This window comes from Streptomyces sp. NPDC031474 (assembly GCF_055581185.1).
The window spans coordinates 395,615-419,075 of the sequence record NZ_JBVIJX010000009.1 but is presented as its reverse complement, the minus strand read 5'-3'; the positions used below and the strand labels follow the sequence as shown (position 1 = coordinate 419,075).

At 71.8% G+C, this 23,461-nt stretch carries 20 protein-coding genes; 8 read left to right on the top strand and 12 right to left on the bottom strand.

The window, feature by feature from the left end:
- Positions 1-11: 11 nt before the first annotated feature.
- Positions 12-1,430, bottom strand: coding sequence for a glycoside hydrolase family 26 protein (locus tag ACZ5SK_RS21290; protein ID WP_361700660.1), 1,419 nt, complete (start codon positions 1,428-1,430; stop codon positions 12-14).
- 162 nt (positions 1,431-1,592) lie between these two features.
- On the opposite strand from ACZ5SK_RS21290, the gene ACZ5SK_RS21285 reads away from it, so the two are divergent.
- On the top strand, positions 1,593-2,954 hold the full coding sequence (locus tag ACZ5SK_RS21285) for a carboxylate--amine ligase (RefSeq protein WP_334579765.1): 1,362 nt from the start codon (positions 1,593-1,595) through the stop codon (positions 2,952-2,954).
- Positions 2,954-4,198 (top strand): FAD-dependent oxidoreductase, encoded by a 1,245-nt coding sequence (locus tag ACZ5SK_RS21280; protein WP_334579764.1) that lies wholly within the window; start codon positions 2,954-2,956, stop codon positions 4,196-4,198. Before ACZ5SK_RS21285 ends, ACZ5SK_RS21280 begins: the two co-directional genes overlap by 1 nt.
- Before the next feature lie 391 nt (positions 4,199-4,589).
- Here ACZ5SK_RS21280 and ACZ5SK_RS21275 read toward each other — a convergent pair whose 3' ends face one another.
- Positions 4,590-4,820 carry a chaplin gene (locus tag ACZ5SK_RS21275; protein ID WP_334579763.1) on the bottom strand — a complete coding sequence of 77 codons (231 nt, stop codon included), beginning with the start codon at positions 4,818-4,820 and terminating at the stop codon, positions 4,590-4,592.
- A 286-nt stretch (positions 4,821-5,106) separates the two neighbouring features.
- Between ACZ5SK_RS21275 and ACZ5SK_RS21270 the strand changes: the two genes are divergently transcribed.
- From ACZ5SK_RS21270 to ACZ5SK_RS21260, 3 genes are all read left to right on the top strand, one after another.
- Positions 5,107-5,514, top strand: coding sequence for a rodlin (locus tag ACZ5SK_RS21270; protein ID WP_361700667.1), 408 nt, complete (start codon positions 5,107-5,109; stop codon positions 5,512-5,514).
- 107 nt (positions 5,515-5,621) lie between these two features.
- The gene (locus tag ACZ5SK_RS21265; protein ID WP_361700670.1) at positions 5,622-6,653 is read left to right on the top strand and encodes an LCP family protein; all 1,032 of its coding nucleotides are present in this window, start codon (positions 5,622-5,624) and stop codon (positions 6,651-6,653) included.
- A 128-nt stretch (positions 6,654-6,781) separates the two neighbouring features.
- Complete coding sequence (locus ACZ5SK_RS21260) at positions 6,782-7,186, top strand: rodlin (RefSeq protein WP_334579760.1); 405 nt, start codon at positions 6,782-6,784, stop codon at positions 7,184-7,186.
- Positions 7,187-7,268: 82 nt separating this feature from the next.
- On the opposite strand, the gene ACZ5SK_RS21255 is transcribed toward ACZ5SK_RS21260, so the two are convergent.
- The 3 genes from ACZ5SK_RS21255 to ACZ5SK_RS21245 all read right to left on the bottom strand — a co-directional run bounded on the left by ACZ5SK_RS21255 (position 7,269) and on the right by ACZ5SK_RS21245 (position 12,415).
- Positions 7,269-8,771 (bottom strand): vWA domain-containing protein, encoded by a 1,503-nt coding sequence (locus tag ACZ5SK_RS21255; RefSeq protein WP_468576432.1) that lies wholly within the window; start codon positions 8,769-8,771, stop codon positions 7,269-7,271.
- Between the two features lie 141 nt (positions 8,772-8,912).
- Entirely contained in the window at positions 8,913-9,767 is an 855-nt protein-coding gene (locus tag ACZ5SK_RS21250; protein WP_334579758.1) for an ABC transporter permease, read from the bottom strand.
- On the bottom strand, positions 9,764-12,415 hold the full coding sequence (locus ACZ5SK_RS21245) for a CocE/NonD family hydrolase (protein WP_361700676.1): 2,652 nt from the start codon (positions 12,413-12,415) through the stop codon (positions 9,764-9,766). Before ACZ5SK_RS21245 ends, ACZ5SK_RS21250 begins: the two co-directional genes overlap by 4 nt.
- 228 nt (positions 12,416-12,643) lie before the next feature.
- Between ACZ5SK_RS21245 and ACZ5SK_RS21240 the strand changes: the two genes are divergently transcribed.
- Entirely contained in the window at positions 12,644-13,477 is an 834-nt protein-coding gene (locus tag ACZ5SK_RS21240) for an SCO4651 family lipoprotein (RefSeq protein WP_468157527.1), read from the top strand.
- Positions 13,478-13,533: 56 nt separating this feature from the next.
- Here ACZ5SK_RS21240 and mmsA read toward each other — a convergent pair whose 3' ends face one another.
- The 5 genes from mmsA to iolC are packed head-to-tail and all read right to left on the bottom strand — an operon-like array spanning position 13,534 to position 19,672.
- Entirely contained in the window at positions 13,534-15,036 is a 1,503-nt protein-coding gene (gene mmsA / locus ACZ5SK_RS21235) for a CoA-acylating methylmalonate-semialdehyde dehydrogenase (RefSeq protein ID WP_468576430.1), read from the bottom strand.
- 14 nt (positions 15,037-15,050) lie between these two features.
- On the bottom strand, positions 15,051-16,928 hold the full coding sequence (iolD, locus tag ACZ5SK_RS21230; RefSeq protein ID WP_334579754.1) for a 3D-(3,5/4)-trihydroxycyclohexane-1,2-dione acylhydrolase (decyclizing): 1,878 nt from the start codon (positions 16,926-16,928) through the stop codon (positions 15,051-15,053).
- On the bottom strand, positions 16,925-17,752 hold the full coding sequence (gene iolB, locus ACZ5SK_RS21225; RefSeq protein ID WP_334579753.1) for a 5-deoxy-glucuronate isomerase: 828 nt from the start codon (positions 17,750-17,752) through the stop codon (positions 16,925-16,927). Before iolB ends, iolD begins: the two co-directional genes overlap by 4 nt.
- 7 nt (positions 17,753-17,759) lie before the next feature.
- Positions 17,760-18,671: a Cgl0159 family (beta/alpha)8-fold protein gene (locus ACZ5SK_RS21220; RefSeq protein ID WP_334579752.1), complete on the bottom strand. Its 912-nt coding sequence runs from the start codon at positions 18,669-18,671 to the stop codon at positions 17,760-17,762.
- 50 nt (positions 18,672-18,721) lie between these two features.
- Complete coding sequence (gene iolC / locus ACZ5SK_RS21215; protein ID WP_468157524.1) at positions 18,722-19,672, bottom strand: 5-dehydro-2-deoxygluconokinase; 951 nt, start codon at positions 19,670-19,672, stop codon at positions 18,722-18,724.
- 177 nt (positions 19,673-19,849) lie between these two features.
- Here iolC and ACZ5SK_RS21210 point away from each other — a divergent pair, with 177 nt between their 5' ends.
- Together ACZ5SK_RS21210 and ACZ5SK_RS21205 are read left to right on the top strand one after the other, a co-directional pair.
- Positions 19,850-20,767, top strand: coding sequence for a sugar phosphate isomerase/epimerase family protein (locus tag ACZ5SK_RS21210; RefSeq protein ID WP_334579750.1), 918 nt, complete (start codon positions 19,850-19,852; stop codon positions 20,765-20,767).
- A gap of 89 nt (positions 20,768-20,856) precedes the next feature.
- Entirely contained in the window at positions 20,857-21,360 is a 504-nt protein-coding gene (locus tag ACZ5SK_RS21205; RefSeq protein WP_334579749.1) for a hypothetical protein, read from the top strand.
- Here ACZ5SK_RS21205 and ACZ5SK_RS21200 read toward each other — a convergent pair.
- Both ACZ5SK_RS21200 and ACZ5SK_RS21195 read right to left on the bottom strand, forming a co-directional pair.
- On the bottom strand, positions 21,327-21,986 hold the full coding sequence (locus ACZ5SK_RS21200; RefSeq protein WP_334579748.1) for a response regulator transcription factor: 660 nt from the start codon (positions 21,984-21,986) through the stop codon (positions 21,327-21,329). The two genes, ACZ5SK_RS21205 and ACZ5SK_RS21200, sit on opposite strands and share 34 nt — an antisense overlap.
- Positions 21,987-22,039: 53 nt before the next feature.
- Positions 22,040-23,332 carry a sensor histidine kinase gene (locus ACZ5SK_RS21195; RefSeq protein WP_361700686.1) on the bottom strand — a complete coding sequence of 431 codons (1,293 nt, stop codon included), beginning with the start codon at positions 23,330-23,332 and terminating at the stop codon, positions 22,040-22,042.
- Between the last annotated feature and the right edge of the window lie 129 nt (positions 23,333-23,461).

The following is a 23,461-nucleotide window of genomic DNA, read 5'->3' as shown; positions in this document are numbered from 1 at the left end:
CGCACCGCGGTTCACCAGTTGCGCGACCACCAGTCCAGGCGGACGCAGAGCTTGCCGCCGAGCCAGTACTCGACCCAGTCGCCGAGGTCCATCGGCGCGCAGTTCACCGGGGGTTCGGTGGTGGGCTCGGTCGAGGGCTCGGTGGTGGGCTCGGTCGTGGGCGGTTGTGTGATGGGGTCCGTGGGCACCGGGGTCGGGTCGTCGGTGCGGCCGGACAGGAACGAGCGGTACACCTCGGAAGACCGCGGGTTCTGCCGGCACTGCCAGACGCCGTGCGGGCAGTAGTCGGTCAGCGTGTTGTACAGCGGTTTGTGCTCGTCCATCCAGGCGAGCATGCGCCGCATGTATTCGGAGTTGTCACCGTTGCGGAAGAGGCCCCATTCGGGATAGGAAATCGGCTTGCCGTGGGATCTGGCGAATTCCACGTGTTCCTGGAGCCCGTAGGGCTCTTTCACCTGCTCGTCGAAGGACAGCCCGGTCGGCTGGTCGTACGAGTCCATTCCGATGATGTCGACGGTGTCGTCTCCCGGATAGCACTGGGTCCAGGGAACGGCGTCCTTGCCGCGGGTCGGCGTGAAGTCGAACCTGAATTTCTGGCCCGGCACCGAACGCATCGTGGAGACGATCCTGTTCCAGTACTTCTTCCATGCCTCCGGGTCCGGCCCGCAGCGATGGGTGTACGTGATGCCGTTCATCTCCCAGCCGAGCACGATCACCGTGTCCGGCACCTTCAGCGCGACGAGCCGTTCGGCGAGAGCCCTGAAGTGGTGATCGAACTCCCCGGCCGCGCCCAGCCGCAGCAGTCTGCGCACCTCGGTGTCGGACACGCCCTCCTCGTTGCGCTCCATCATGGGCACGTTGAGGACGAACATCCGGTCGTCCTTCGCCAGCCGCCAGCGCGCCCACGCGTCGAGGAAGCCGGGCGGGCCCTCGATGTTGCGCCAGCGGTCGCCCGGCAGGTAGGTGTGGGCGACTCGCAGCTCAGCGCCGCCCAGCCAGGCGCTGAGCTGGGCGATGCGGGCCACGCCCCGGGCGTCGTAGTCGAGGTAGGCGCCGAAGGCGGGGGCGACCTTCGCCGGCAGGGTGGTGGCGGTGGGGGCCGGGGTGGAGGTCTCCGCCGGGGTCGCCGACGCCTGAAGGGACGCGGACGCCGGGGCCACCGGTGTCACCGGTGCGGCCGGGGTGACCTGGGCCGCAGGCGTCGCACTCGGCACGGGGACGACCGGGTCGGCCGCCACGGGCGCCGGTGCGACGGCCGCGGGCGCCGGGATGTTCGGGACGGTCGGGGTGGGAGCGGGAGGATCGGCGACCCGCACCACCCCCGCGCCCACGGCGAATCCAGGTCCGGACGCCAGGGCGGCCGAGGCCGCGACCGCCGCCGCGACGACGGCCAGCCGCCGGGTGCGCGCGCATCGCTGCTGTGGGGCCATGCCTGCTCCCTTCTCCACTCTCGCGTAACGCGCACTGCCCGCGCATTACTGACATACAGTCATATGAAAGTCACAAGAAAAGGAATCTCGCCACCGCCATTAGGGCTTTCGAGCGCCTCGATCGCCCGAATCGGTGAACCGAACCGAAGGACCCGGAGAAAAATGCCCGAGTCGCTGCTCGACACCCGCGTCCCCGCCGTTCTCCTGCGGATCGACCGGAATCCCTTTCACCACGGAACGCTGGGTGCCGTGCGCTCGCTCGGCAGAGCCGGAATCGACGTGCACGTGGTCGCCGACTCCACGGGAAGCCCCGTACGCACATCCCGTTTCGTCCGCCAGTTGCATCCCCCGCCGCCCCCCGGCGCCGCCGACGACGACATCGCCGCCGTCCTGATGCGGGTGGCCGCCCGCATCGAACGGCCCGCCGTCCTGATCCCCATGGACGACGCGGGCGCGGTCGCGGTGGGCCGGCTGCGCGCGGAGCTGGCGCCCGCCTACCTGCTGCCGCAACAGCCCGGCGCGGTGCCCGAACGGGTCGCCGACAAAGCGGAACTGGCCGATCTGTGCGCGGCGGCGGACGTGCCGCACCCGCTCACGGTCGTCCCCGACAGCGCGACGCAGGCCGCCTCCGCCGCCTGGCGGCTCGGCCTGCCTGTGGTGGCGAAATGGAGCCGCCCCTGGCTGCTGCCCGCCGACTCGGGACTGCGCAGCACGGTCGTGGTGCGCTCCCCACAGGAGGCGCGCGATCTGTTCCTGCGCACCGAGGACGCCGGCAGCCGGCTGCTGCTGCAGACCTTCCTGCCGCCGGGGCCGGACCGCGACTGGTTCTTCCACGGGTACGTCGACCGCTCCGGCGCGGTCGGCGGCGGCGGTCCGGGCCGCAAGCTGTGCGCCTGGCCGCGTGGGGCGGGGCTCACCGCGGTGGGCGAGTGGACCGAGAACCCGCAGGTGCGGACGCTGGCCGAGCGGCTCACCGGCCACCTCGGCTACCGGGGCATCTTCGATCTCGACTTCCGCCGCTGCGGCCAGACGGGCGACTACCACCTGCTCGACTTCAACCCGCGCCCCGGCGCCCAGTTCCGGCTCTTCGCCGACGGCGCGGGGCTGGACGTCGTACGCGCCCAGCATCTGGATCTGACGCACCGTCCGCTACCCGCCGGAGCGCCGCTGCCGGGGCGGTCGTTCGTGGTGGAGAACTACGCGCCGCTGGCCGCACTGCGGCGGGCGCGCGCCGGCCGCGAGCTGGCCTGGCACGCGGCCGACGACACCGCACCGGGCCGGGCCATGTGGGGCCTGTGGGGCGCCCATGTCGCCCGCCGACTGCTCGACCGGGCGCGCCGGCTCGGCCCGCCGAGCACGGTCGGAGCAGGCCCTCGCGTCATCCGCCAGGCACCCCCGCCCCCGGCGTCCCGGACCGACCTGACCGATCTGACCGGCCTGGCTGATCTGGCCGACCTGGCCGACCTGGCCAAAACGACCGAACCGACCGAACCGACCGACGACGAGAAAGCGAGCAGTTGCTGATGTACGACCTGCTGGTGGTGGGTGCGGGCCCGTACGGCCTGTCCATCGCGTCCCACGCCGCGGCCGCCGGGCTGAGCCTGCGCGTCTTCGGCCGGCCGATGGCCTCCTGGCGCGACAACATGCCGGGCGGGATGTTCCTCAAGTCCGAGCCGTGGGCCTCCAACCTCTCCGACCCCGCCGCCCGCTGGCGGCTCGACGTCTACTGCGAGACCCAGGGCGTCACAGCCCGGCACGGGGAGCCCATCCCGGTCGAGATGTTCGCCGAGTACGGCCTGTGGTTCGCCCGCAACGCCGTCCCGGACGTCGACGAGCGCACGGTCACCCGGATCGCCGCAGTGCCGGGCGGCTTCGAGGCGGTCACCGAGGACGGCGAGAGCGTCCAGGCCCGGACCGTCGCCCTCGCCATCGGTGTGATGCCGTTCGTCGAGATCCCGGCCGCCCTGCGCGGCCTTGCCCCCGACCTGGTCACGCACAGCAGCCACCACGGCGACCTCGGGCGCTTCCGCGGCCGGGACGTCACGGTGATCGGCGGCGGCCAGGCGGCCCTGGAGACGGCCGCCCTGCTCGCCGAACAGGACACCCGGGTAAGGGTGTTGGCCCGCGCCGACCGGCTGTGCTGGAACGATGTGCCGCCGCCCTGGGAGCGCCCGTGGTGGCAGTCGGCCCGCTCCCCGCACAGCGGTCTGGGCCCCGGCTGGCGCAACTGGTTCTACGCCGAGCGCCCCGGCCTCTACCGCCGGCTGCCGGAGCCGACCCGGGCGCGGATCGCGGCGACGGCACTCGGACCCGCCGGCGCGTGGTGGGTGCGGGACCGGGTCGAGGGCTCCGTGGAGGTGCGCCTCGACCACGAGGTGACGGCGGCGCGGGCCGTGTCGGGCGGGGTACGGCTGGAGGTGACGGGAGCGGACTCCTTCGAGACCGAGCATGTGATCGCGGCCACCGGCTTCAAGGCGACCCGCGACCGGCTCGGGCTGCTCTCCGGCGATCTGCGCGGCGCGCTGGCCACGGTGGCCGACGGCTCCCCCGAGGTGGGCCGGGACTTCGAGTCGTCCCACCCCGGCCTGTTCATGGCCGGCCTGGTGACGGCGGCCGGCTTCGGCCCGGCGATGCGCTTCGTCCACGGCGCGACGTTCACCGCGGGCGCCCTCGTCCGAGGCGTCCGGCGCCGGCTGCGCACCGGCGTGCCGAGCGGCGTGATCCCGGCGCCGGGCCGACACGGGGCGACGAAGGCCGTACGGGGCTGAGCGAGGTTGCGCACGGGTGCCGGCCGCGAGGGCGTCCGGCACCCGGCACGTTCAGCGACGGGACGCTGCCCTGCCTCGCCGGTACAGGACGGCGCCGCCCCCGATGAGCAACGCGCTGACATCCGAGGCGGCCGGCAGCGTTGCGCGGTCACCGCCGGTGTGCGACACGTGCAGCCGGCGGGGCGTGCCCACCGGCTGCACGTGTCGCAGCAGCCTCCGCAGTCGCCCCCCGGCCCGTCGTCGCGGTAGCCCGAGTCGTCGTCGCCGTACTGCGCTCCGCACGAGTCGGCGAGGGCGGCGGCACCGCACAGGAGGAAGCCGGCCTTGGAACGCACAGCAGGTTGTCCAAGGCCGACCTCGACCCAGCCGGACGGCTGGAGTGACGGCGTCGTCAGTCGTTGACGCAGACGGTGCCGATACTCGGGCTCAGCAGACCGAAAAGGCCCGACGCGCTGTTGCCGCACACGTTGACCTGATGATGAATCGGCATCTGGAAAATGTTGCCGGAGAGGAATCCCGAGGAACCGACGGCAGCAGCGTTGGCGTCGGCGTCGGCGAAGGCCGGGGCGGCTCCTCCGAGGGCCAGGACAAGACCTGCGACAACTGCAGCGGTCTTCTTCATGTCTTTCCCTTCTCTGCGGTCATGCCGTGATGACGGTCGAAAGAACCGAGCGAGCACAACCGGAAGAGCTCGCACCATGACCTGCAGGCTACGGACGAGAGATAGACGCTGCGATAAACGGACAAACGCGTGACGAGGAGAGATCACTCGAACGCCTTCGGAGGTGGGGTGGAAACATTTTTTTTCAATGGGCCATTGGGGTGAAGTCGAGGAACCAAAGAGGGCGGCCGGAAGTTGGTCAGCACGCTCCGGTGGACGGGGCTTCTCATCGAAGGGACTTAGTCAAGTGATCAAGAAGGTACTGGCCGCTGCCGCGGTCGCCGTTTCCGTCGTCGGCGCCTCCGCCGCTGCCGCCGCCCCCGCGCTCGCCACCGGCAACGACAGCGGCACCACCTCCGCCAGCGGCAACGGCGCCAGCCAGTCGTTCGGCAACTCGGCCACCTTCGGCAACATGAGCCCGCAGATGGCGCTCATCCAGGGCTCCCTCAACAAGCCCTGCCTCGCCCTGCCGACCAAGATCAACACCGCCACGTCCCCGGGCCCCGGGGCGCTGCTCCAGGACGTCCCGATCCTGTCGTCGTCGCAGAACCAGCAGTGTGCCGAGAACTCCACCCAGGCCAAGGGCGACGACCCGCTCTCGCACATTCTGGACGACATCGCGCTCCTCTCGGCCAATGGCGCGGGCAACCACTGACCCCAAGCGTTGAACGGGGTCTTTTTTTCCCGGCCCCCGGGGTATTTTCTCCGCCCGGACAGCGGGCCGCCGAATCATCGGCGGCCCGCTGTTCTAGCGTGCGGCGTGTGACAACGAAGAAGAACCTTTGGCCACGCCGTCTGATGATTCCGGGAATCGTCCTGATCACGACCGGCGTGCTGCTCGGCAGTTCCGCACTCCCGGGCCGGGAACACGCTCCGGGCGCTATGAACATCCTGCTGATGGGCACTGACGAACGGGACACCATCAGCGCCACCGAGAAGCACGAGTTCCACGCCGGTGGACAGCCCTGCGGCTGCACGGACGTCCTCATGCTGATCCATCTCTCGGCCCGCCGGGACCGCGTCAGCGTGATCGGCATTCCCCGCGACTCCGCCGCGGAGATCCCGCCGCACCCCGCCGGGGCGGGCGGCGTGCAACGGCCTGCGCATCCGGCGAAGATCAACGCGGCCTATCACGAGGGCGGTGCGGAGCTCGCGATCCGGACCGTCGAGTCGATGACCAGGGTGAACATCGACCGGTTCGTCCAGGTGGACTTCCGGCGGTTCATCGACAGCGTGGACGAGGTCGGCGGCGTCGAGGTGTGCACACCGCGGCGGCTCAAGGACTCCGCGACCAAGCTCGACCTCGCACCCGGCACGCACCGGCTCCGCGGCGGGCAGGCCCTGCAGTACGTCCGCTCGCGGCATGTCGACGACAGTGCCGACCTGGGCCGGATCCAGCGTCAGCAGCGGTTCCTCGTCCAGACGTTGCGGGGGCTCCAGGCGGGCAGGCTGCTCACCGACCCGGTGCGCACGGGGCACCTGGTGCGCACCCTGCTCGGGTCGGGTCCCCAGGGCTTCAATGTGGCCGAGCTCGTGGAGCTGGCGGCCGTACTGCACCGACTGCCTGCCTCGGCGACGGAGTTCACGACGGTGCCGATCTCCGGGTTCACCCCGCCCGAGCTGGGCATCGGCGCGGCGCTGGTCTGGGACCGCAAGCGCACGGACGCGCTCTTCGCGCAGGTGCGCGAGGACCGGCCGCTGATGGCGAAGGGTGCGGACCCGGCGCCGAACGACCCGCCGACCGTCCTCGGCAGCACGGTGGCGGTGCGCGGGAGCTCGTACGCGTGCGTGTGAGGGGCGCGCCGCCGTCGCACGCCATGCGCTGGGCCGATCGGGGCACAGCACGCAACCCCGGGCGGGGGCGGCGCGTTGGTGATCACGCAGCTCCTCCCCCGGAGTCCGCTTTTTCGAAGGGAAAGAACATGAAGAAGCTGTGGGCAACCGCGGCGGTCGCCGCATCCCTGGCCGGTATCGCGGTCGCGGCCGCGCCTCAGGCCCTGGCCGTCGGCGACGACAGCGGCACCACCTCCGCCAGTGGCAACGGCGCCTCGTCGCAGTTCGGCAACTCGGCTACGTTCGGTGACGAGAGCCCGCAGCTCTCGCTGATTCAGGGTTCGCTGAACAAGCCCTGCCTCGCCTTGCCGAGCAAGATCAACACTGCCACGAGCCCGGGCCCCGGGGCGCTGCTCCAGGACGTCCCGATCCTGTCGTCGTCGCAGAACCAGCAGTGTGCCGAGAACTCCACCCAGGCCAAGGGCGACGACCCGCTCTCGCACGTCCTGGACGACATTTCGTTCCTCTCGGCCAATGGCGTGCACAACGGCTGAGCCACCGCACCTGGCGTACCGCGAGACGGCGGGTCATCGGTTTTCCGATGACCCGCCGTTTCGCGTGTCGTCCCGCGTGCGGCTAGACCCCGAGTTGGCGGGCGCGGCCGATGGCGCTCGCGAGGTCGCTCACCTGCTTGTCCTCGGTCTTCCTCGCCAACGCGTCGGCGCGGTCGGCGAGTTCGGACAGGCCGGGGGCGTCCGGGAGGCGGTGGTCGCCCCCGCGCAGGGCGTCGGCGAAGTAGGCGGCGGTGGCGGTGACCTGGAAGCGGGCGGACGCGTCGGCGAGATCGTCGTGCAGGGCGCCGGTCTCCAGCTGTCCGGTGGTCTCGTGCGGGGTGCGGGTGTCGGGGTCGAGCCAGCGGACGGTGGCGGTGGCGAGGTGGCCGTCGGCGTCCGGCTTGGTGCGGACGGCGTAGAGGGCGGTGACCGTGTGGCCCGGGCCGATCTCGCCGCCGTCGACGCGGTCGTCGCGGAAGTCGTCGTCGGCGACGCGGCGGTCGTCGTAGCCGACGAGGCGGAAGTCGGCGACCGTCTCGGGGTCGAAGGCGACCTGGGCCTTGGCGTCGCGGGCGGTGAGATCGACGTTCTGCGGAAGGTCGGTGGAGAAGACCTTGGTCGCGTCGGCCTCGGTGGCGACGTAGGCGGTGTGGCCGTCGCCCTTGTCGGCGAGGCGTTCCATCAGGGCGTCGCCGTAGTCGCTGCCGACGCCGACGCCGAAGAGGGTGATGCCGTGTTCGCGGCGGGCGATGTCGATGCGTTCCAGGATGGCGTCGGCGTCGGTGTCGCCGGTGTTGGCGAGGGCGTCGGAGATGAGGACGACGCGGTTGGTGGCGCCCTTGCGCAGGCCCTCGACGGCGGTGGCGTAGCCGGTCTCGACGCCGGCGCCGAGGTTGGTGGAGTCGTCGGGTTCCAGGCCGTCGACGGCGTGGTGGACGCGGTCGCGGCCGTGGTCGCCGAGGCGGGTCATGGGCAGGACGGTCTCGGCCTCGCCGCTGAAGGTGACGATCGCGACGGAGTCGTCGTCGCGCAGGCGGTCCGTCATCGTGTCCAGGGAGGACTTGGCCAGGTCCAGGCGGCCGGGTTCGCCCATCGAGCCGGAGACGTCGATGACGAAGGTGAGGGCGGCGGGCGGGCGTTCGCCCTGCTTCTTGGCGGGGCGGGTGGCGAGGCCCACGCGGACCAGGGACCAGTCGTCGTCGCCGGTGCGGGCGCCGTCGACGGTGACCGAGAACCCGTTGCCGTCGGGGCGTTCGTAGTCCTGGCGGAAGCTGTTGACGAACTCCTCGGGGCGGATGGTCGAGGGCTCGGGGCGGCGGCCGTCGGCGAGGGTGCGGCGGGCGTAGCCGTAGGACGCCGTGTCGACGTCGAGGGCGAAGGTGGAGAGGTGGTCGGGGTCGGCCCTGTCGTTCTCGGCCGCGTCGTCCTCGGTGCCGCGGGGTGCGCTCGGCGCGGGGAGGGCCCGGCCGCCCCGCGCCCCGTCCGAGGCCTTGCTGCCGCTGGAGTCGCCCGCGCCGCAGCCGGTGAGGAGCAGGGCGGTGGCCGCCGTGAACGCGAGCAGTCGTGCCGTGCGGTGCGTCTTCATGTCCTGTGCCCCCTGTTTCCGTCGACGTCTGTGACTGTGACGGGGCAGGGGGCCGGAACGTGCGCCACGGGGTGTTTCGGATATGTCTCGAAGTGGGCACGAAGGCCCGCCTTCGAGACCGGTGGGTGATCCTCCGGTGACCTAGGAGACGACGTCCTTGCGGGCGAAACCGCGGAAGGCCAGGGCGAACAGGACCAGGGCGTACGTTACGGAGACTGCGGTGCCCTGGATCATGCCGGACCACTCGGGGGTGGGCTGGACGGCGTCGGCCCAGGCGAACTGCCAGTGGGCGGGCAGGAAGTCGCGCCAGTCGCCGAGGGCGGTGACGGCGTCCAGGACGTTGCCGACGATGGTCAGGCCGACCGCGCCGCCGACCGCGCCGAGGGGGGCGTCGGTCTTCGTCGAGAGCCAGAACGCCAGCCCCGCGGTGACCAGTTGGGAGACGAAGACGTACCCGACGACGACCACGAGCCGTCCGGCCGCCGTGCCCGAGTCGAGCGAGCCGCCCGTGGGGAGTTCCAGTGGGCCCCAGCCGTAGGCGGCGGTGCCGACGGCGAGGGCGACGACCGGCAGCAGCACCATCGCGGCCAGGCTGAGGCCGAGGCCCACGACGAGCTTGGACCACAGAAGGCGGGCCCGGGGCACGGGTGCGGCGAGGAGGTAGCGCAGGGAGGACCAGCCGGCCTCCGAGGCAACCGTGTCCCCGCAGAACAGGGCGACCGGGATGACGAGCAGGAAGCCCGCCGACACGAACAGGTTGACCGCGGCGAAGTTGGCGCCGGAGGCCGTCGCCGTGTCCATCAGGGTGACCTGGCCGTTGCGGCCGCTGGGCTCGCCGCCGATCGCGAAGGCGATGAGCAGGACGAACGGCAGGGCGGCGAGGATGCCGCCCATGACCAGCGTGCGGCGGCGTTTGAGCTGGCGGACCAGTTCGACGCGCAGTGGCAGGGTGTGGCCCGCCTGGTAGCCGGAGGCGACCTCGGTGAGCGTGCTCATGCGGAACCTCCGATCAGGGTGAGGAAGGCGTCCTCCAGGCGGCGGTGCGGGCCGACCGACGTCACGGGCACGTCGAGCCGGACGAGTTCGGCGACCAGGCGCTGGGCGGTGCCGTCGGCGCCCAGCCGGACCAGCAGGCCCTCGTCGGCGGAGGCCGCGGAGGCCACGCCGGGCAGGGCGGCGATCTTCTCGACGATCGGCTCGTCCACGGGGGTGGCGGTGCCGACGAGGAGGGTGTCGCCGGAGCCGACGATCTCGGCGACCGGGCCGGCCTGGACCAGCTTTCCGCGGTCCATGACCACCAGGTGCGTGCAGGTCTGCTCGACCTCGGACAGAAGGTGGCTGGAGACGATCACCGTGCGGCCGGCGGCCGCGTAGCGGATCATCACCTCGCGCATCTCGCGGATCTGCGGCGGGTCGAGGCCGTTGGTCGGTTCGTCGAGGATGAGCAGGTCCGGCAGGCCCAGCATGGCCTGGGCGATGGCCAGGCGCTGGCGCATGCCCTGGGAGTAGGTGCGCACCGCGCGGGCGAGGGCGTCGCCGAGGCCGGCGATCTCCAGGGCTTCCGCGAGGTGGGCGTCCTCGGCGGGGCGGCCGGTGGCCTGCCAGTACAGCTCCAGGTTCTCCCGGCCGGTGAGGTGCGGGAGGAAGCCGGCGCCCTCGACGAAGGAGCCGACGCGGGAGAGGACGGGGGAGCCCGGGCGGATGGCGTGGCCGAAGACGCGGATCTCGCCGCCGTCGGGCCTGATCAGGCCCATCAGCATGCGCAGCGTCGTCGTCTTGCCCGCGCCGTTCGGGCCGAGCAGGCCGAGGACCTGGCCCTTCTCGACGCGGAAGGAGAGGTCGCGGACGCTGTAGCGGTCGCCGCCCGCGTACTTCTTGCTCAGGTCGGTGATCTGCAGCGGGACCTCGGCGAGCGCCGGGTCGGGGGCCGGCATGGCGGTGCGGCGGCGGGCCGTCAGCAGCAGGGCCAGCGCTACGGCCGCGCCCGCGAGGGGCAGCCACCACACCCAGGACGGGAGGGGGGCGGCCGCGGTCGTCACGGCCCGGGCGGTCGGGACCTCGAGGTCGCCCTTCAGGGACACGGTGTACGTCGCCGGGGTCACCGGGGAGGCGTAGCCGAGGTCGGTGGAGGCGAGGACCAGGCGCAGGCGGTGGCCGTCGTCGACCTTGTGGTCGATCGCCGGGAGCGTGATCGTGACGTCCTTGCCGGCCTTGGCGCCCTCGACGCGGACCGGGGCGACGAGCTGGGAGGGCAGCACCTGCTGGGTGCCGTCGGCGCCGACGTCGTAGACCTTGGCGAAGAGGACGGCCTGGTCGGACGTCGACCGCACGTGGACGGTGACCGTCGGCGCGCCCGTGATGCGCAGGTCGCCGGTGACCGGCGCGGAGTCGAAGGCGGCGAACTGGCCGGGGAAGTCGAGGGAGACGCCGACGCCGAGGGAGGACAGCTGGGAGAGGCCGCCGCCGCCGAGTCCGGGCAGGGCGGAGACGGCGGGCGGGCTCGCGCCGGCCGGGTTGGCGAAGGACTGCTCCTCGCGGCGGCCGGTCAGGGCGAAGGTGCGCTCGCCGCTCTCCAGGCCGGGGTAGCTGTCCGCGCTCGCGCCCCTGAGCAGGGCGGCGCCGTCGGTGGAGTCGACTCCTCCGGTGCGGGTGACGCGGAACGCGGGGCCGGTGTCGGCGGACTTGTCGTCCTTCAGATACCGGTCGAACCAGGACCGCACCCGGTTCTGTACGCGGCTCGCCTCCAGGTCGCCGCCGTCGTGGCCGCCCGCGATCCAGTCGACGTCGACGGGCGCGCCGTTCGCGCGGATCGCCTTCTCGGCGGCGTCGGACTGGGCGAGGGTGAAGAGGGAGTCGGTCTGGCCCTGGATGAGGAGGGTGGGGACCTTGATGCGGTCGGCGACGGCCGACGGGGAGCGCTCTTCGAGCAGTTTGCGGGCGGCGGCGTCGGGGGCGCCGGACTCGGCCACCCGGTCGTACATCGCGGCCAGCGCGGGTTCGAAGTGGGCCGCGCCGCCGCCGGTGTTGAAGAAGATGCCGGCCCACAGCTTCTTGAAGACGCCGTCGGGGAACAGCGCGTCCGCGAGGTTCCAGTAGGTGATCGAGGGGGCGATGGCGTCGACGCGGGCGTCGTACCCGGCGGCGAGCAGGGAGATCGCGCCGCCGTAGGAGGCGCCGGCCACGCCGACGCGCGGGTCGCCGGCCTTGTCGAGCTGGACCTGCGGCTGCTCGGCCAGCCAGTCGATCAGCTTCGAGACGTCGGCGACCTCGCCCTTCGGGTCGTTCAGGCCGATCTTGCCGGTGGACTCGCCGAAGCCGCGCGCGGACCAGGTCAGCACCGCGTATCCGTCGCGGGCGAGCTTCTCGGCCTGCTGCCGGACGTCGTCCTTGCTGCCGCCGAAGCCGTGTCCGAGGAGGACGGCGGGGCGGCGGCCCGAGCCGCCGGCGGTGAAGTAGGAGGTGTCCAGGCGTACGCCGTCCACCGCCATGACCCGGTCGGCGCGGTGTACCTGCGGTGCGTCGTCGGAGGCGACGGCCGCCGTCCATGTGCCGGCGCCGGCGAGCACGACGACGGCGGCCCCGGCGGCCAGCAGCCTCCGGGGCCCCCGAAGCAGCCCTCGCAGGCGGGGCGGTCGAAGATCCATGCTTCAACGGTACGGGGTGAAACTGTCGGGGCGTTGTCGACCGGGGACCGAACTGCGGGCCCTCCCCGCGGCGTACGCGCCCCCGCCTGCGTACTCCAGCCGCAGTACCGGACCTGCGCGTCCGCGGGGACGGGCGGCGGGAAAACCTGCGGACATTCAGGACGCGGACATGTCAGTGTGGCCCACTAGAGTCGCCGGGTCACAGACGACACACAGGGGTGGGGACGAATGAAGCTGAAGTACGGTGCTGCCTGGGCAGGGGTCACGGCGGCGGTGCTGGTGACGACCGCGGGGTGCGGCACGGAGGCTGCCAAGGGGGCGGCCAAGGCCGTGGACCCGAGCGCGGCGATCAGGGCGGCGCTGGCGCGGGCGACCGACCGGACCGACCAGCTGGGCTCGGCCGAGGTGAGGATGAGCACCGACGTCGGCACGGGCACCCCGGTCGCCATGAACGGCACCTACTCCTGGGGCGACGGCGTGGCGATGGACATCCAGATGGACACCAAGGGCGCGAACATGCAGCAGCTCCAGGACAGTGCGACGATCCGGATGCTGTTCGTGGACGGCGCCTACTACTACGACGTCGACCCCCAGCCCTCCGGCCCGCTCAAGGGCAAGGAGTGGATGAGGATCGACGCGTCGGTGCTGTTCGGCGACAAGGGCGCCCAGGCGTTCACCGGGAGCGGCGGGGGCAACCCGGCGGCCTCGATGAAGTCCCTCAAGTACGCCAACGACGTCGAGGACCTCGGCAAAGAAACCGTCGACGGGCGCAGTACGACCCACTACCGGGCCGTCGTCGACCAGGCGCAGATGGGGAAGTTCAAGGAGGCCTACGGCAGTGAGGGCATGAGCTCGCTGACCGGCGGCGCCGCATCGATGACGCTGGACGTGTGGCTCGACGGCAAGGACCTGCCGGTCCGCCTGAAGGAGCGGATCGGCAAGGTGAACGTGACCATGGACTTCGACAAGTTCGGCGCCACCGCCGCGGTCAAGGCCCCGCCGGCCGCGCAGACCGCCGACCTCACCGAGGCGATGAAGAACAGCCAGAAGCACCAGAGCTGAACCCGGACACGGCGGTGTCCTGCCTCCCCTTCGGAGAGGCAGGACACCGTGCCGCCTCAGTGGTTGCGCGGGAAGCCCAGGTCGACACCCGCGGGGGCGTCGGCCGGGTCGGGCCAGCGGGTGGTGACGACCTTGCCGCGGGTGTAGAAGTGCGTGCCGTCGTTGCCGTAGATGTGGTGGTCGCCGAAGAGGGAGTCCTTCCAGCCGCCGAAGCTGTGGTAGCCGACGGGGACCGGGATCGGGACGTTCACGCCGACCATGCCGGCCTCGATCTCCAGCTGGAAGCGGCGGGCCGCGCCGCCGTCCCGGGTGAAGATCGCGGTGCCGTTGCCGAAGGGGGAGCTGTTGATCAGCGCCACGCCCTCTTCGTAGGTGTCCACGCGGAGCACGCACAGCACCGGGCCGAAGATCTCGTCCTCGTAGGCCTTCGCGGTCGTCGGCACCTTGTCGAGGAGCGAGATGCCGATCCAGTGGCCGTCCTCGAAGCCCTCGACCGTGTGGCCGGTGCCGTCGAGGACGACCTCGGCGCCCTCGGCCGCCGCGCCCGTCACGTACGACGCCACCTTGTCGCGGTGGACGGCGGTGATCAGCGGGCCCATCTCGCTCGTCGGGTCGTTGCCCGGACCGATCTTGATCTTCTCGGCGCGCTCGCGGATCTTCTCCACCAGCTCGTCGCCGATCGCGCCGACCGCCACGACCGCGGAGATCGCCATGCAGCGCTCGCCCGCCGAGCCGTAGGCGGCGGACACGGCGGCGTCGGCGGCCGCGTCCAGGTCCGCGTCCGGGAGGACCAGCATGTGGTTCTTCGCGCCGCCGAGGGCCTGGACCCGCTTGTGGTTCGCGGAGGCCGTGGTGTGGATGTAGCGGGCGATCGGGGTCGAGCCGACGAAGGACACGGCCTTGACGTCCGGGTGCTCCAGCAGGCGGTCGACGGCCACCTTGTCGCCGTTGACGACGTTGAACACGCCGTCGGGCAGACCTGCCTCGGCCAGCAGCTCGGCGAGCTTGAGGGAGGCCGACGGGTCCTTCTCGGACGGCTTCAGCACGAACGTGTTGCCGCACGCGATGGCGATCGGGAACATCCACATCGGGACCATCGCCGGGAAGTTGAACGGCGTGATGCCGGCGACGACGCCCAGCGGCTGGCGGATGGACGAGACGTCCACGCGGCTGGCCACCTCGGTCGACAGCTCGCCCTTCAGCTGCACGGTGATCCCGCACGCCAGGTCGACGATCTCCAGGCCGCGCGCGACCTCGCCCAGCGCGTCGCTGTGCACCTTGCCGTGCTCGGCGGTGATCAGCTCGGCGATCGCGTCCCGGTTGGCGTCCAGCAGCGCCCGGAACTTGAACAGGATGGTGCTGCGCCTGGCCAGCGAGGACGTGCCCCAGCTGGCGTAGGCGTCCTTGGCGGCGGCCACGGCCGCGTCGACCTCGTCGACGGTCGCGAACGCGACCTTCGTGGTGACCGCGCCGGTCGCCGGGTCGGTGACGGGTCCGTAGGTACCCGACGCGCCCTCGACGGGCTTGCCGCCGATCCAGTGGTTGACGATCTTCGTCATGACCGAGTACTCCTTCACAGATGGTGGCGTCGGGTAGAGACGTGCCGTTCGTACAGCTCTCGTGCCTTCACCGCGGACGGTCGGGTCGCGGTTTCGGCGACAGGTACATCCCACCAGGCCTGCGCCGGCGGCGGGCCCGACACAGTGTCGGCCGTTTCGGTCTCGACGTAGACACAAGTGGGAGTGTCGGCGTGGCGTGCCTCGGCGAGGGCCTCACGCAGTTCGCGGACGGTCTTCACGCGCAGCACGCGCATGCCCAGGCTCGCCACGTTGGCGGCCAGGTCGACGGGGAGCGGCGCGCCCGTGAAGGTGCCGTCCTCGGAGGTGAACCGGTACGCGGTGCCGAACCGCTCACCGCCGACGGACTCCGAGAGCCCGCCGATCGAGGCGTAGCCGTGGTTCTGCACGAGCAGGATCTTGATCGCGATCCCCTCCTGCACGGCCGTCACGATCTCCGTCGGCATCATCAGATAGGTGCCGTCGCCGACCAGCGCCCAGACGTTGCGCTCGGGAGCGGCCAGCTTCACGCCGATCGCGGCCGGGATCTCGTACCCCATGCAGGAGTAGCCGTACTCCAGGTGGTACTGGTCCCGGGAGCGCGTCCGCCAGAGTTTGTGCAGGTCGCCGGGGAGCGAACCGGCCGCGTTGATGATCACGTCGGACTCGTCGGCGAGGGCGTCGAGCGCGCCGAGCACCTGCGACTGCGTCGGACGGACGTCGGGCTCGTCGGCCTCGTAGCAGGCGTCGACGCGCTGCTCCCAGCGCTCCTTGTCCTCGGAGTACTCGCTGACGTACGCCTCCGCGACCCGGTGGTCGTGCAGCTGGAGGGCCTCGGTCAGCTCGCCCAAGCCACTGCGGGCGTCCGCGACGAGGGGCAGACCGCCGAGCTTGTGGCCGTCGAACGAGGCGATGTTGAGGTTGAGGAAGCGCACGCCGTCGCCCTGGAACAGGGTGTTGGACGCCGTGGTGAAGTCGGTGTAGCGGGTGCCCACGCCGATGATCAGGTCCGCGGTGCGGGCGAGTTCGTCGGCGGTGGCGGTGCCGGTGTGGCCGACGCCGCCCACGTCCTGCGGATGGTCGTAGCGCAGGGAGCCCTTGCCGGCCTGGGTGGACGCGACCGGGATGCCGGTGGCCTCGGCGAACTCGGCCAGAGCCTCCTCGGCGCGGCTGTGGTGCACGCCGCCACCCGCGACGAGGAGCGGACGCCTGGCCGACCTGATCGCCCGGACCGCCTCGGCGAGTTCGGCGGGGTCCGCGCCCGGACGTCGTACGGCCCAGGTGCGCTCGGCGAAGAACTCCTCGGGCCAGTCGTAGGCCTCGGCCTGGACGTCCTGCGGCATCGCCAGGGTGACCGCGCCCGTCTCCACGGGGTCGGTGAGGACGCGCATGGCCTGCAGGGCGGCCGGGATCAGGGCCTCGGGCCGGGTGATCCGGTCGAAGTACCTCGACACCGGGCGCAGGGAGTCGTTGACCGACACGTCGCCCGCGTAGGGGACCTCCAGCTGCTGGAGGACGGGGTCGGCGACGCGGGTCGCGAAGATGTCGCCGGGCAGGAGCAGGACCGGCAGGTGGTTGACGGTGGCCAGGGCGGCGCCGGTGACCAGGTTGGTCGCGCCGGGGCCGATGGACGTCGTCACGGCGTGTGTGGACAGGCGGTTGGACTGGCGGGCGTACCCGACGGCCGCGTGCACCATCGACTGCTCGTTGCGGCCCTGGTGGAACGGCATGTCGTCGCCGTACTCGATCAGCGCCTGGCCGAGGCCCGCGACGTTGCCGTGGCCGAAGATGCCCCAGGTCGCGCCGATCAGCCGCTGCCGTACGCCGTCGCGCTCCGTGTACTGGACGGCGAGGAAGCGGACGAGCGCCTGGGCGACCGTAAGCCTGATGGTCATCGGTAACCCTCCGTGTGGTCCGGGTGGAAGCAGATCCGCCACTCCCGGGTCTCGCCGGGTCCGGCCATGACGTTCAGGTAGTACATGGCGTGCCCGGGCTGGGCGATCGACGGGCCGTGCCAGCCGTCGGGGACGAGGACGGCGTCGCCGGAGCGGACCTCGGCGAGGACGTCGGCGCCGCCTGCGCGCGAGGGGGACACCCGCTGGTAGCCGAAGCCGTGCGGGCCGTCGATCTCGAAGTAGTAGATCTCCTCGAGCTCGGCCTCCTCACCCGGCCGGTGCTCGTCGTGCTTGTGCGGCGGGTACGAGGACCAGTTGCCGCCCGGGGTGATCACCTCGACGGCGATCAGCTTGTCGCAGTCGAAGGCGTCGGCGGAGGCGAAGTTGCGCACCTGACGCAACTGGGTGCCGCTGCCGCGCTCTTCGACGGGGACCTCCGGCGCGGGGCCGTAGCGGGCGGGGAGTTGTCGCTCGCACTTCGCTCCTGCCAGGGCGAAGCGGCCTCCCGCGCCGGAGGCGATCGTGGCCCGGGCGTCGCGGGGAACGTACGCGAAGTCGGTGACCGACGCGAACACGCTTTCCCTGCCCAGGAGTTGGAACTCTTCATTCGCGGTGTGCACCGTACATCCGCCTTCCAGCGGAAGCACGATCCACTCGCTGTCGCCGGTGGTGAAGAGGTGTGTGCCCCCCGGCTCCAGCTCGATGATCCGCAGGCTGCTGTACGTCCAGCCGGCCCGCTCGGGGTCGATGTCGAGCGCGTAGTGCGCGCCGGCGGTCGCCCCCTTGGGGACGTACAGGTCGTGGTGCGGCTCTCGGTTCGTCATGCGGCCCTCACAGCAGTCCTACGGCGGTGTCCACGGCGGCGGTGACGTCCCCGTCCGCCGGGTACAGCAGCGAGCGGCCGACCACCAGGCCCCGGACGGTGGGGAGTTGCAGCGCGCCGCGCCACTTCTCGTACGCGCCGTCCTGGTCGTCGCCGACCTCGCCGCCCAGCAGGACGGCGGGCAGCGTGGACGTCTGCATGACCTCGGCCATGTCGTCGGGGTTGTCGGTGACGGGGAGCTTCAGCCAGGTGTAGGCCGAGGTGCCGCCCAGACCCGAGGCGATCGCGATCGACTTGGTGACGGCCTCTGCGGAGAGGTCGTTGCGCACCTTGCCGTCGGGGGTGCGCCGGCTGATGAACGGCTCGACGAAGAGGGGGAGTTTGCGGCCGGCCATGTCGTCGATGGCGCGGGCCGTGGACTCCAGGGTGGTGAGGGAGCCCGGGTCGTCGTAGTCGATGCGCAGGAGCAGCTTGCCCGCGTCGAAGTTCAGGCGCTCGATGTCCTCGGGGCGGTGCCCGGTGAAGCGGTCGTCCAGCTCGAAGACGGAGCCCTGGAGGCCGCCCCGGTTCAGCGAGCCCATGACGACCTTGCCGTCGAGGGCGCCGAGGAGCAGCAGGTCGTCGAGGATGTCGGCGGTCGCGAGGACGCCGTCCACGCCGGGGCGGGACAGCGCGAGGACCAGGCGTTCGAGCAGGTCGGCGCGGTTGGCCATGGCCAGCTTGCGGTCGCCGACGCCGAGCGCGCCCCGGGCCGGGTGGTCGGCGGCGACGATCATCAGCCGGCCGGAGTCGTTGAGGAGCGCCCTGCGCGGGCGGCGGGCGGCCGCCTCGGCGATGGCCTCGGGGTGCCGTGTGCGCAGCCGGACGAGCTCGGCGACGTCCACCGTCGGCAGGTCGCTCCGGCGGGGTCCCACCGTCATGCCCGCACACCCCGTGTCGTCGGTCTCGTCCGTCGCCCCACGACGCCGCTTCACAGGACCGCTCCGGCGGCGATCGCGTCCTCGATCTCGACGGGCGTCGGCATCGCGGAGGAGCACTCCAGCCGGGAGGCGACGATGGCGCCGGCGGCGTTGGCATGACGCATGATCTTCTCCAGGTCCCAGCCCTCCAGCAGGCCGTGGCACAGCGAGCCGCCGAACGCGTCACCGGCGCCGAGACCGTTGAGCACGGTCACCGGCAGCGGCGGGACCTCGGCGGACTCGCCCTTGCTGTTGACGGCCAGGACGCCCTTGGGTCCCTGCTTGACGACGGCGAGATCGACGCCCGCGTCCAGCAGTGCCTGCGCGGCCGCCTGGGGCTCGCGCACACCGGTGGCGACCTCCACCTCGTCGAGGTTGCCGACGGCGACGGTGGTGTGTTTCAGGGCCTCGGCGTAGAACGGGCGGGCCGCGTCCGGGTCGGACCAGAACATCGGCCGCCAGTCGAGGTCGAAGACCGTGGTGGCGGCCTTGGCCCGGTGGGCGAGGGCGGCGAGGGTCGCCGTACGGCTCGGCTCCTCGCTCAGGCCGGTGCCGGTGACCCAGAAGACGCGGGTCTCGCGGACCGCGTCGAGGTCGAGCTCATGGGCGTCGATCTCCAGGTCCGGCGCCTTGGGCTGCCGGTAGAAGTACAGCGGGAAGTCGTCCGGCGGGAAGACCTCGCAGAAGGTGACGGGCGTCGGCAGGCCGGGCACCGAGGTGACCCAGCGGTCGTCGACGCCGAAGCCGCGCAGCGCCTCGTGCAGGTAGACGCCGAAGGGGTCGTCGCCGGTACGGGAGATCACCGCCGTGTCCCGGCCGAGCCGCGCTGCGGCGACGGCGACGTTGGTGGCCGATCCCCCCAGGAACTTCCCGAAGGACGTGACCTGCGGGAGTGGGACGCCCGTCTGCAACGGATAGAGGTCCACTCCTATCCGCCCCATGGTGATCAGGTCGTACGCCATCGAGTTCCCTTCGTATCGGCTCGGCCCCGTGACGCCGCTCGTGGCGCGTCCCGGCCCACGTCCCCGTATCGGCTCTCACGGCTTTGTAGCCCCGGTCGACCGACCCTGTCAATGTTTTGTCCAGACATTCGGACCAGCCCTTGACACCCCCTTCGGGGAGACCGCACCCTGACGCCCATGACGTCGTTGTCACCTCAGTCCTCACTTTCCCGTATCCGGGTCGGTTCGGCCCCCGACAGCTGGGGCGTCTGGTTCCCGGACGATCCCGCCCAGGTTCCCTGGCGGCGCTTCCTCGACGAGGTCGCGCAGTCCGGCTACGAGTGGATCGAGCTCGGCCCCTACGGGTACCTGCCGACCGATCCCGCAGTCCTCACCGAGGAGACGTCGAGGCGTGGCCTGAAGGTGTCGGCGGGCACGGTCTTCACCGGGCTGCACCACGGCGAGGCCGTCTGGGACAAGACCTGGGCGCACGTCGCGGACAACGCGGTGCTCGCCCAGGCCATGGGCGCCAGGCACCTCGTCGTCATCCCGTCCTTCTGGCGGGACGACAAGACCGGTGAGGTGCTGGAGCCGGACACGCTGACGCCCGAGCAGTGGCGCAACCTGACCTCGCTGACCGAACGGCTGGGCAAGGAGGTGCGGGAGCGGTACGGGCTGCAGATCGTCGTCCACCCGCACGCCGACACCCACATCGACAGCGAGGAGAACGTCGTCCGGTTCCTGGACGGCACGGACTCCGACCTGGTGTCGCTGTGCCTGGACACCGGGCACTACGCGTACTGCGGCGGCGACAGCGTCAAGCTGATCGAGACGTACGGGGAGCGGATCGGATACCTGCACCTCAAGCAGGTCGACCCGGAGATCCTCGCCGACGTGCGGGCGAACCAGGTGCCGTTCGGGCCGGCGGTGGCGCGGGGCGTGATGTGCGAGCCGCCCGCGGGCGTGCCGGCGCTCGGGCCCGTCCTTCAGGCGGCCCAGAAGCTGGACGTCGATCTGTTCGCGATCGTCGAGCAGGACATGTACCCGTGCGAGCCGGACAAGCCGTTGCCGATCGCCCAGCGGACCCGGGCGTTCCTCCGCTCCTGCGGGGCGTAGCCGCCCGGGGCCTGTCCGGCGGATCGGGTCGCGAGAAAAACAGCGACGCCCGATCCGCCGGACACGCCCCGACTGCCTAGGCTGCGGGCGTGAACTACAGCGAACTCGAAGCGGACATACACCAGTTGATCGTCGAAGCCACCGAGGACGGCGTTCGTGCCTTCGGAGAGGAAACGGTCACTCGTCTGGTGCGGCCGGAGCTGCTCCGCGATGCGGCCGAGGACGAACTCACCGAAGAGGCCCAGGCCACACTCGCCGCCGTCTGCGGAGACGTCCTGACGATCAGCGCCGCCGAGCTGCACGACAAGCTGGCGACGGTCTACGACGGCATCCTGGTCGAAGACGGTCTGGACACCAAAATCCTCACCGTCATCAGCGCGTTGGAGCATTGGCAGAGCTACCTGGAGCAGAACCTGCGCGGCGAGCTCTACGAACTCGCGATCCGTTCCATCGAGGACGTCGACTACGAGGTCTCCGCCGATCTCGACGACTTCCTCGCCACACCGGAGATGGCCGCCGAGTACGAGCGCATCCGCCGGCTGCTGGACCCCGGCGCCGGTCAGTCCCCGACCCGTACCAGTCCGCTCTCGTAGGCGAAGATCACCGCGTGGACACGGTCACGGAGGCCGAGTTTGGTCAGGACGCGGCCGAGGTGGGTCTTGACGGTCGTCTCCCCGACGAAGAGGCTGTCGGCGATCTCACCATTGGCCAGTCCCCGGGCGACCAGGGCGAGGACCTCTCGTTCCCGCTCGGTGAGCGCCGCCAGGCGGCCGCGCTGGGCGGGCACGGACGCGGGGGCGTTCAGCACGAACCGTTCGACCAGGCGCCGGGTGAGCGAGGGCGCCACCATGACATCGCCCCGCAGCACCGCCCGGACGGTCACCAGGATCTCCTCGGCGGGGGCGTCCTTGACGAGGAAGCCGCTGGCGCCGGCCCGCAGCGCCGCGTAGGCGTACTCGTCGAGGTCGAAGGTGGTGACGACGAGGATCCGGGGCGCATGGGGCTGCGCGCACAGCTGCTCGGTCGCGGCGAGCCCGTCCAGACCGGGCATGCGTACGTCCATCAGGACGAGGTCCGGCCGCAGGGCGGCCACGCCCGCGATCGCCGCGTCGCCGTCGGCGGCCTCGCCGACCACGGTGAGGTCGGGCTGGCTGTCGACGACCATGCGCAGCCCCATCCGGATCAGCTCCTGGTCGTCGCAGATCAGCACTCGGGACAATGACGAAGGCGAAGACGGCGTCGGAGGCGGGGCCGGGGTCGGGGCCGGGTCGGTCATGAGGTCGCCGTGGTGGGCTCGGGCCGGGTGAGGCACAGGGTGGCGGCGACCCGGTAGCCGCCGTCGGGCGTGGGCCCGGCGTCGACGCTCCCGCCGTACAGGGCGGCGCGTTCGCGCATGCCGGTGAGTCCGTGACCGCAGGAGAGCAGCGGCGCGGGGTGCTCTACGGCGGCGGCTCCTCCTCCGGCTCCGGCCGAGTTCTCCACTCGGACGCGGACCAGCCGCCCGGGCCCCTGGGTCCCGGTGTCGACCCGTATGCGGATCGTGGCGTCCGGCGACGCGTGCTTGACGACGTTGGTGAGGGCCTCCTGCACGATGCGGTACGTCTGCACGGTGAGATCCGCCGGAAGGCCGCCGCGCTCTCCGCGAAGGTCCAGCCGGGCGCGCGTACCACTCGTGTTGAGGCGCCCGACCAGCCGCCGCAGATCGGCCGAGAGGGACTCGGTGGACCCGACGGACTCGGCGGACTCGGTGGCCCGTCCTGGATAGGGGCCAGGGCCGGGGCCGGCGGCCGAGGCGTCCTCGACGGGTGTGCGCAGCACCTCCAGGAGCCGGCGCAGTTCACCCAGGGCCTCACGGCCGGTCGCGCTGATGACGCCGAGCGTGCGGTCGACGACAGCGGGGTCGACATGCCGCATCAGCCTGCCGCCCTCGGCGTTCAACACCATCACGCTCATGCTGTGCGCGAGGACGTCGTGGATCTCGCGGGCGATGCGCGCCCGCTCCTCGGCGACGGCGACCCGGGCCAGGGCGATGCGCTCCGACTCGGCCAGCGCGGCCCGCCGCTCGAACTCGGCGACATAGGCGCGCCGGGCCCGCACGTACTCGCCGAACACCCAGGCCCCGGCCAGCAGAAGCCCCACCGCGAGCGGGGTGAGCCAGGCGCCGCGGGCGCCCTGGCCCCCGTAGTCCCGCTGCCACGCGGGAATCCACAGCAGTACGCAGACAGCGGCGCAGAGGACCGTCGCGGCGGCGGCGCGGCGCAGGCCACGCACGGTGAGGGTGGCCAGGACCGCGGCCAGGGCGACGGTGCCGCGTCCCGGCTCCTGTCCCCACACCTGCCCGAGAAACTGCGCCCAGAACGCCGCCGTCACCAACGCCGCGACGAGCACCGGCCGACGGCGGCGCCACAGCAGAGGCAGTACCAGAGCCACGTACACGCCCGCCTGCACCCAGACCGGCCGCCAGCCCGGCTGCGGGCGGATCACCGGGGGCACGGCCACCAGCACGACCAGCAGGAGGTCCGTCAGCCACGGGTGGCCGCGGCGCAAGCGGGGCAGGGTCTCCATCAGCCGATGCACCACCTCACGCTACGGCCGGGGCCCGCTCCCCCACATCGTCCTGCGGGGCGTCACGGGGTCCTCCCGCGGTCGTACACGCACCGGCCGGGGATAGGACGCGCGGCTCCCCGCGGCACT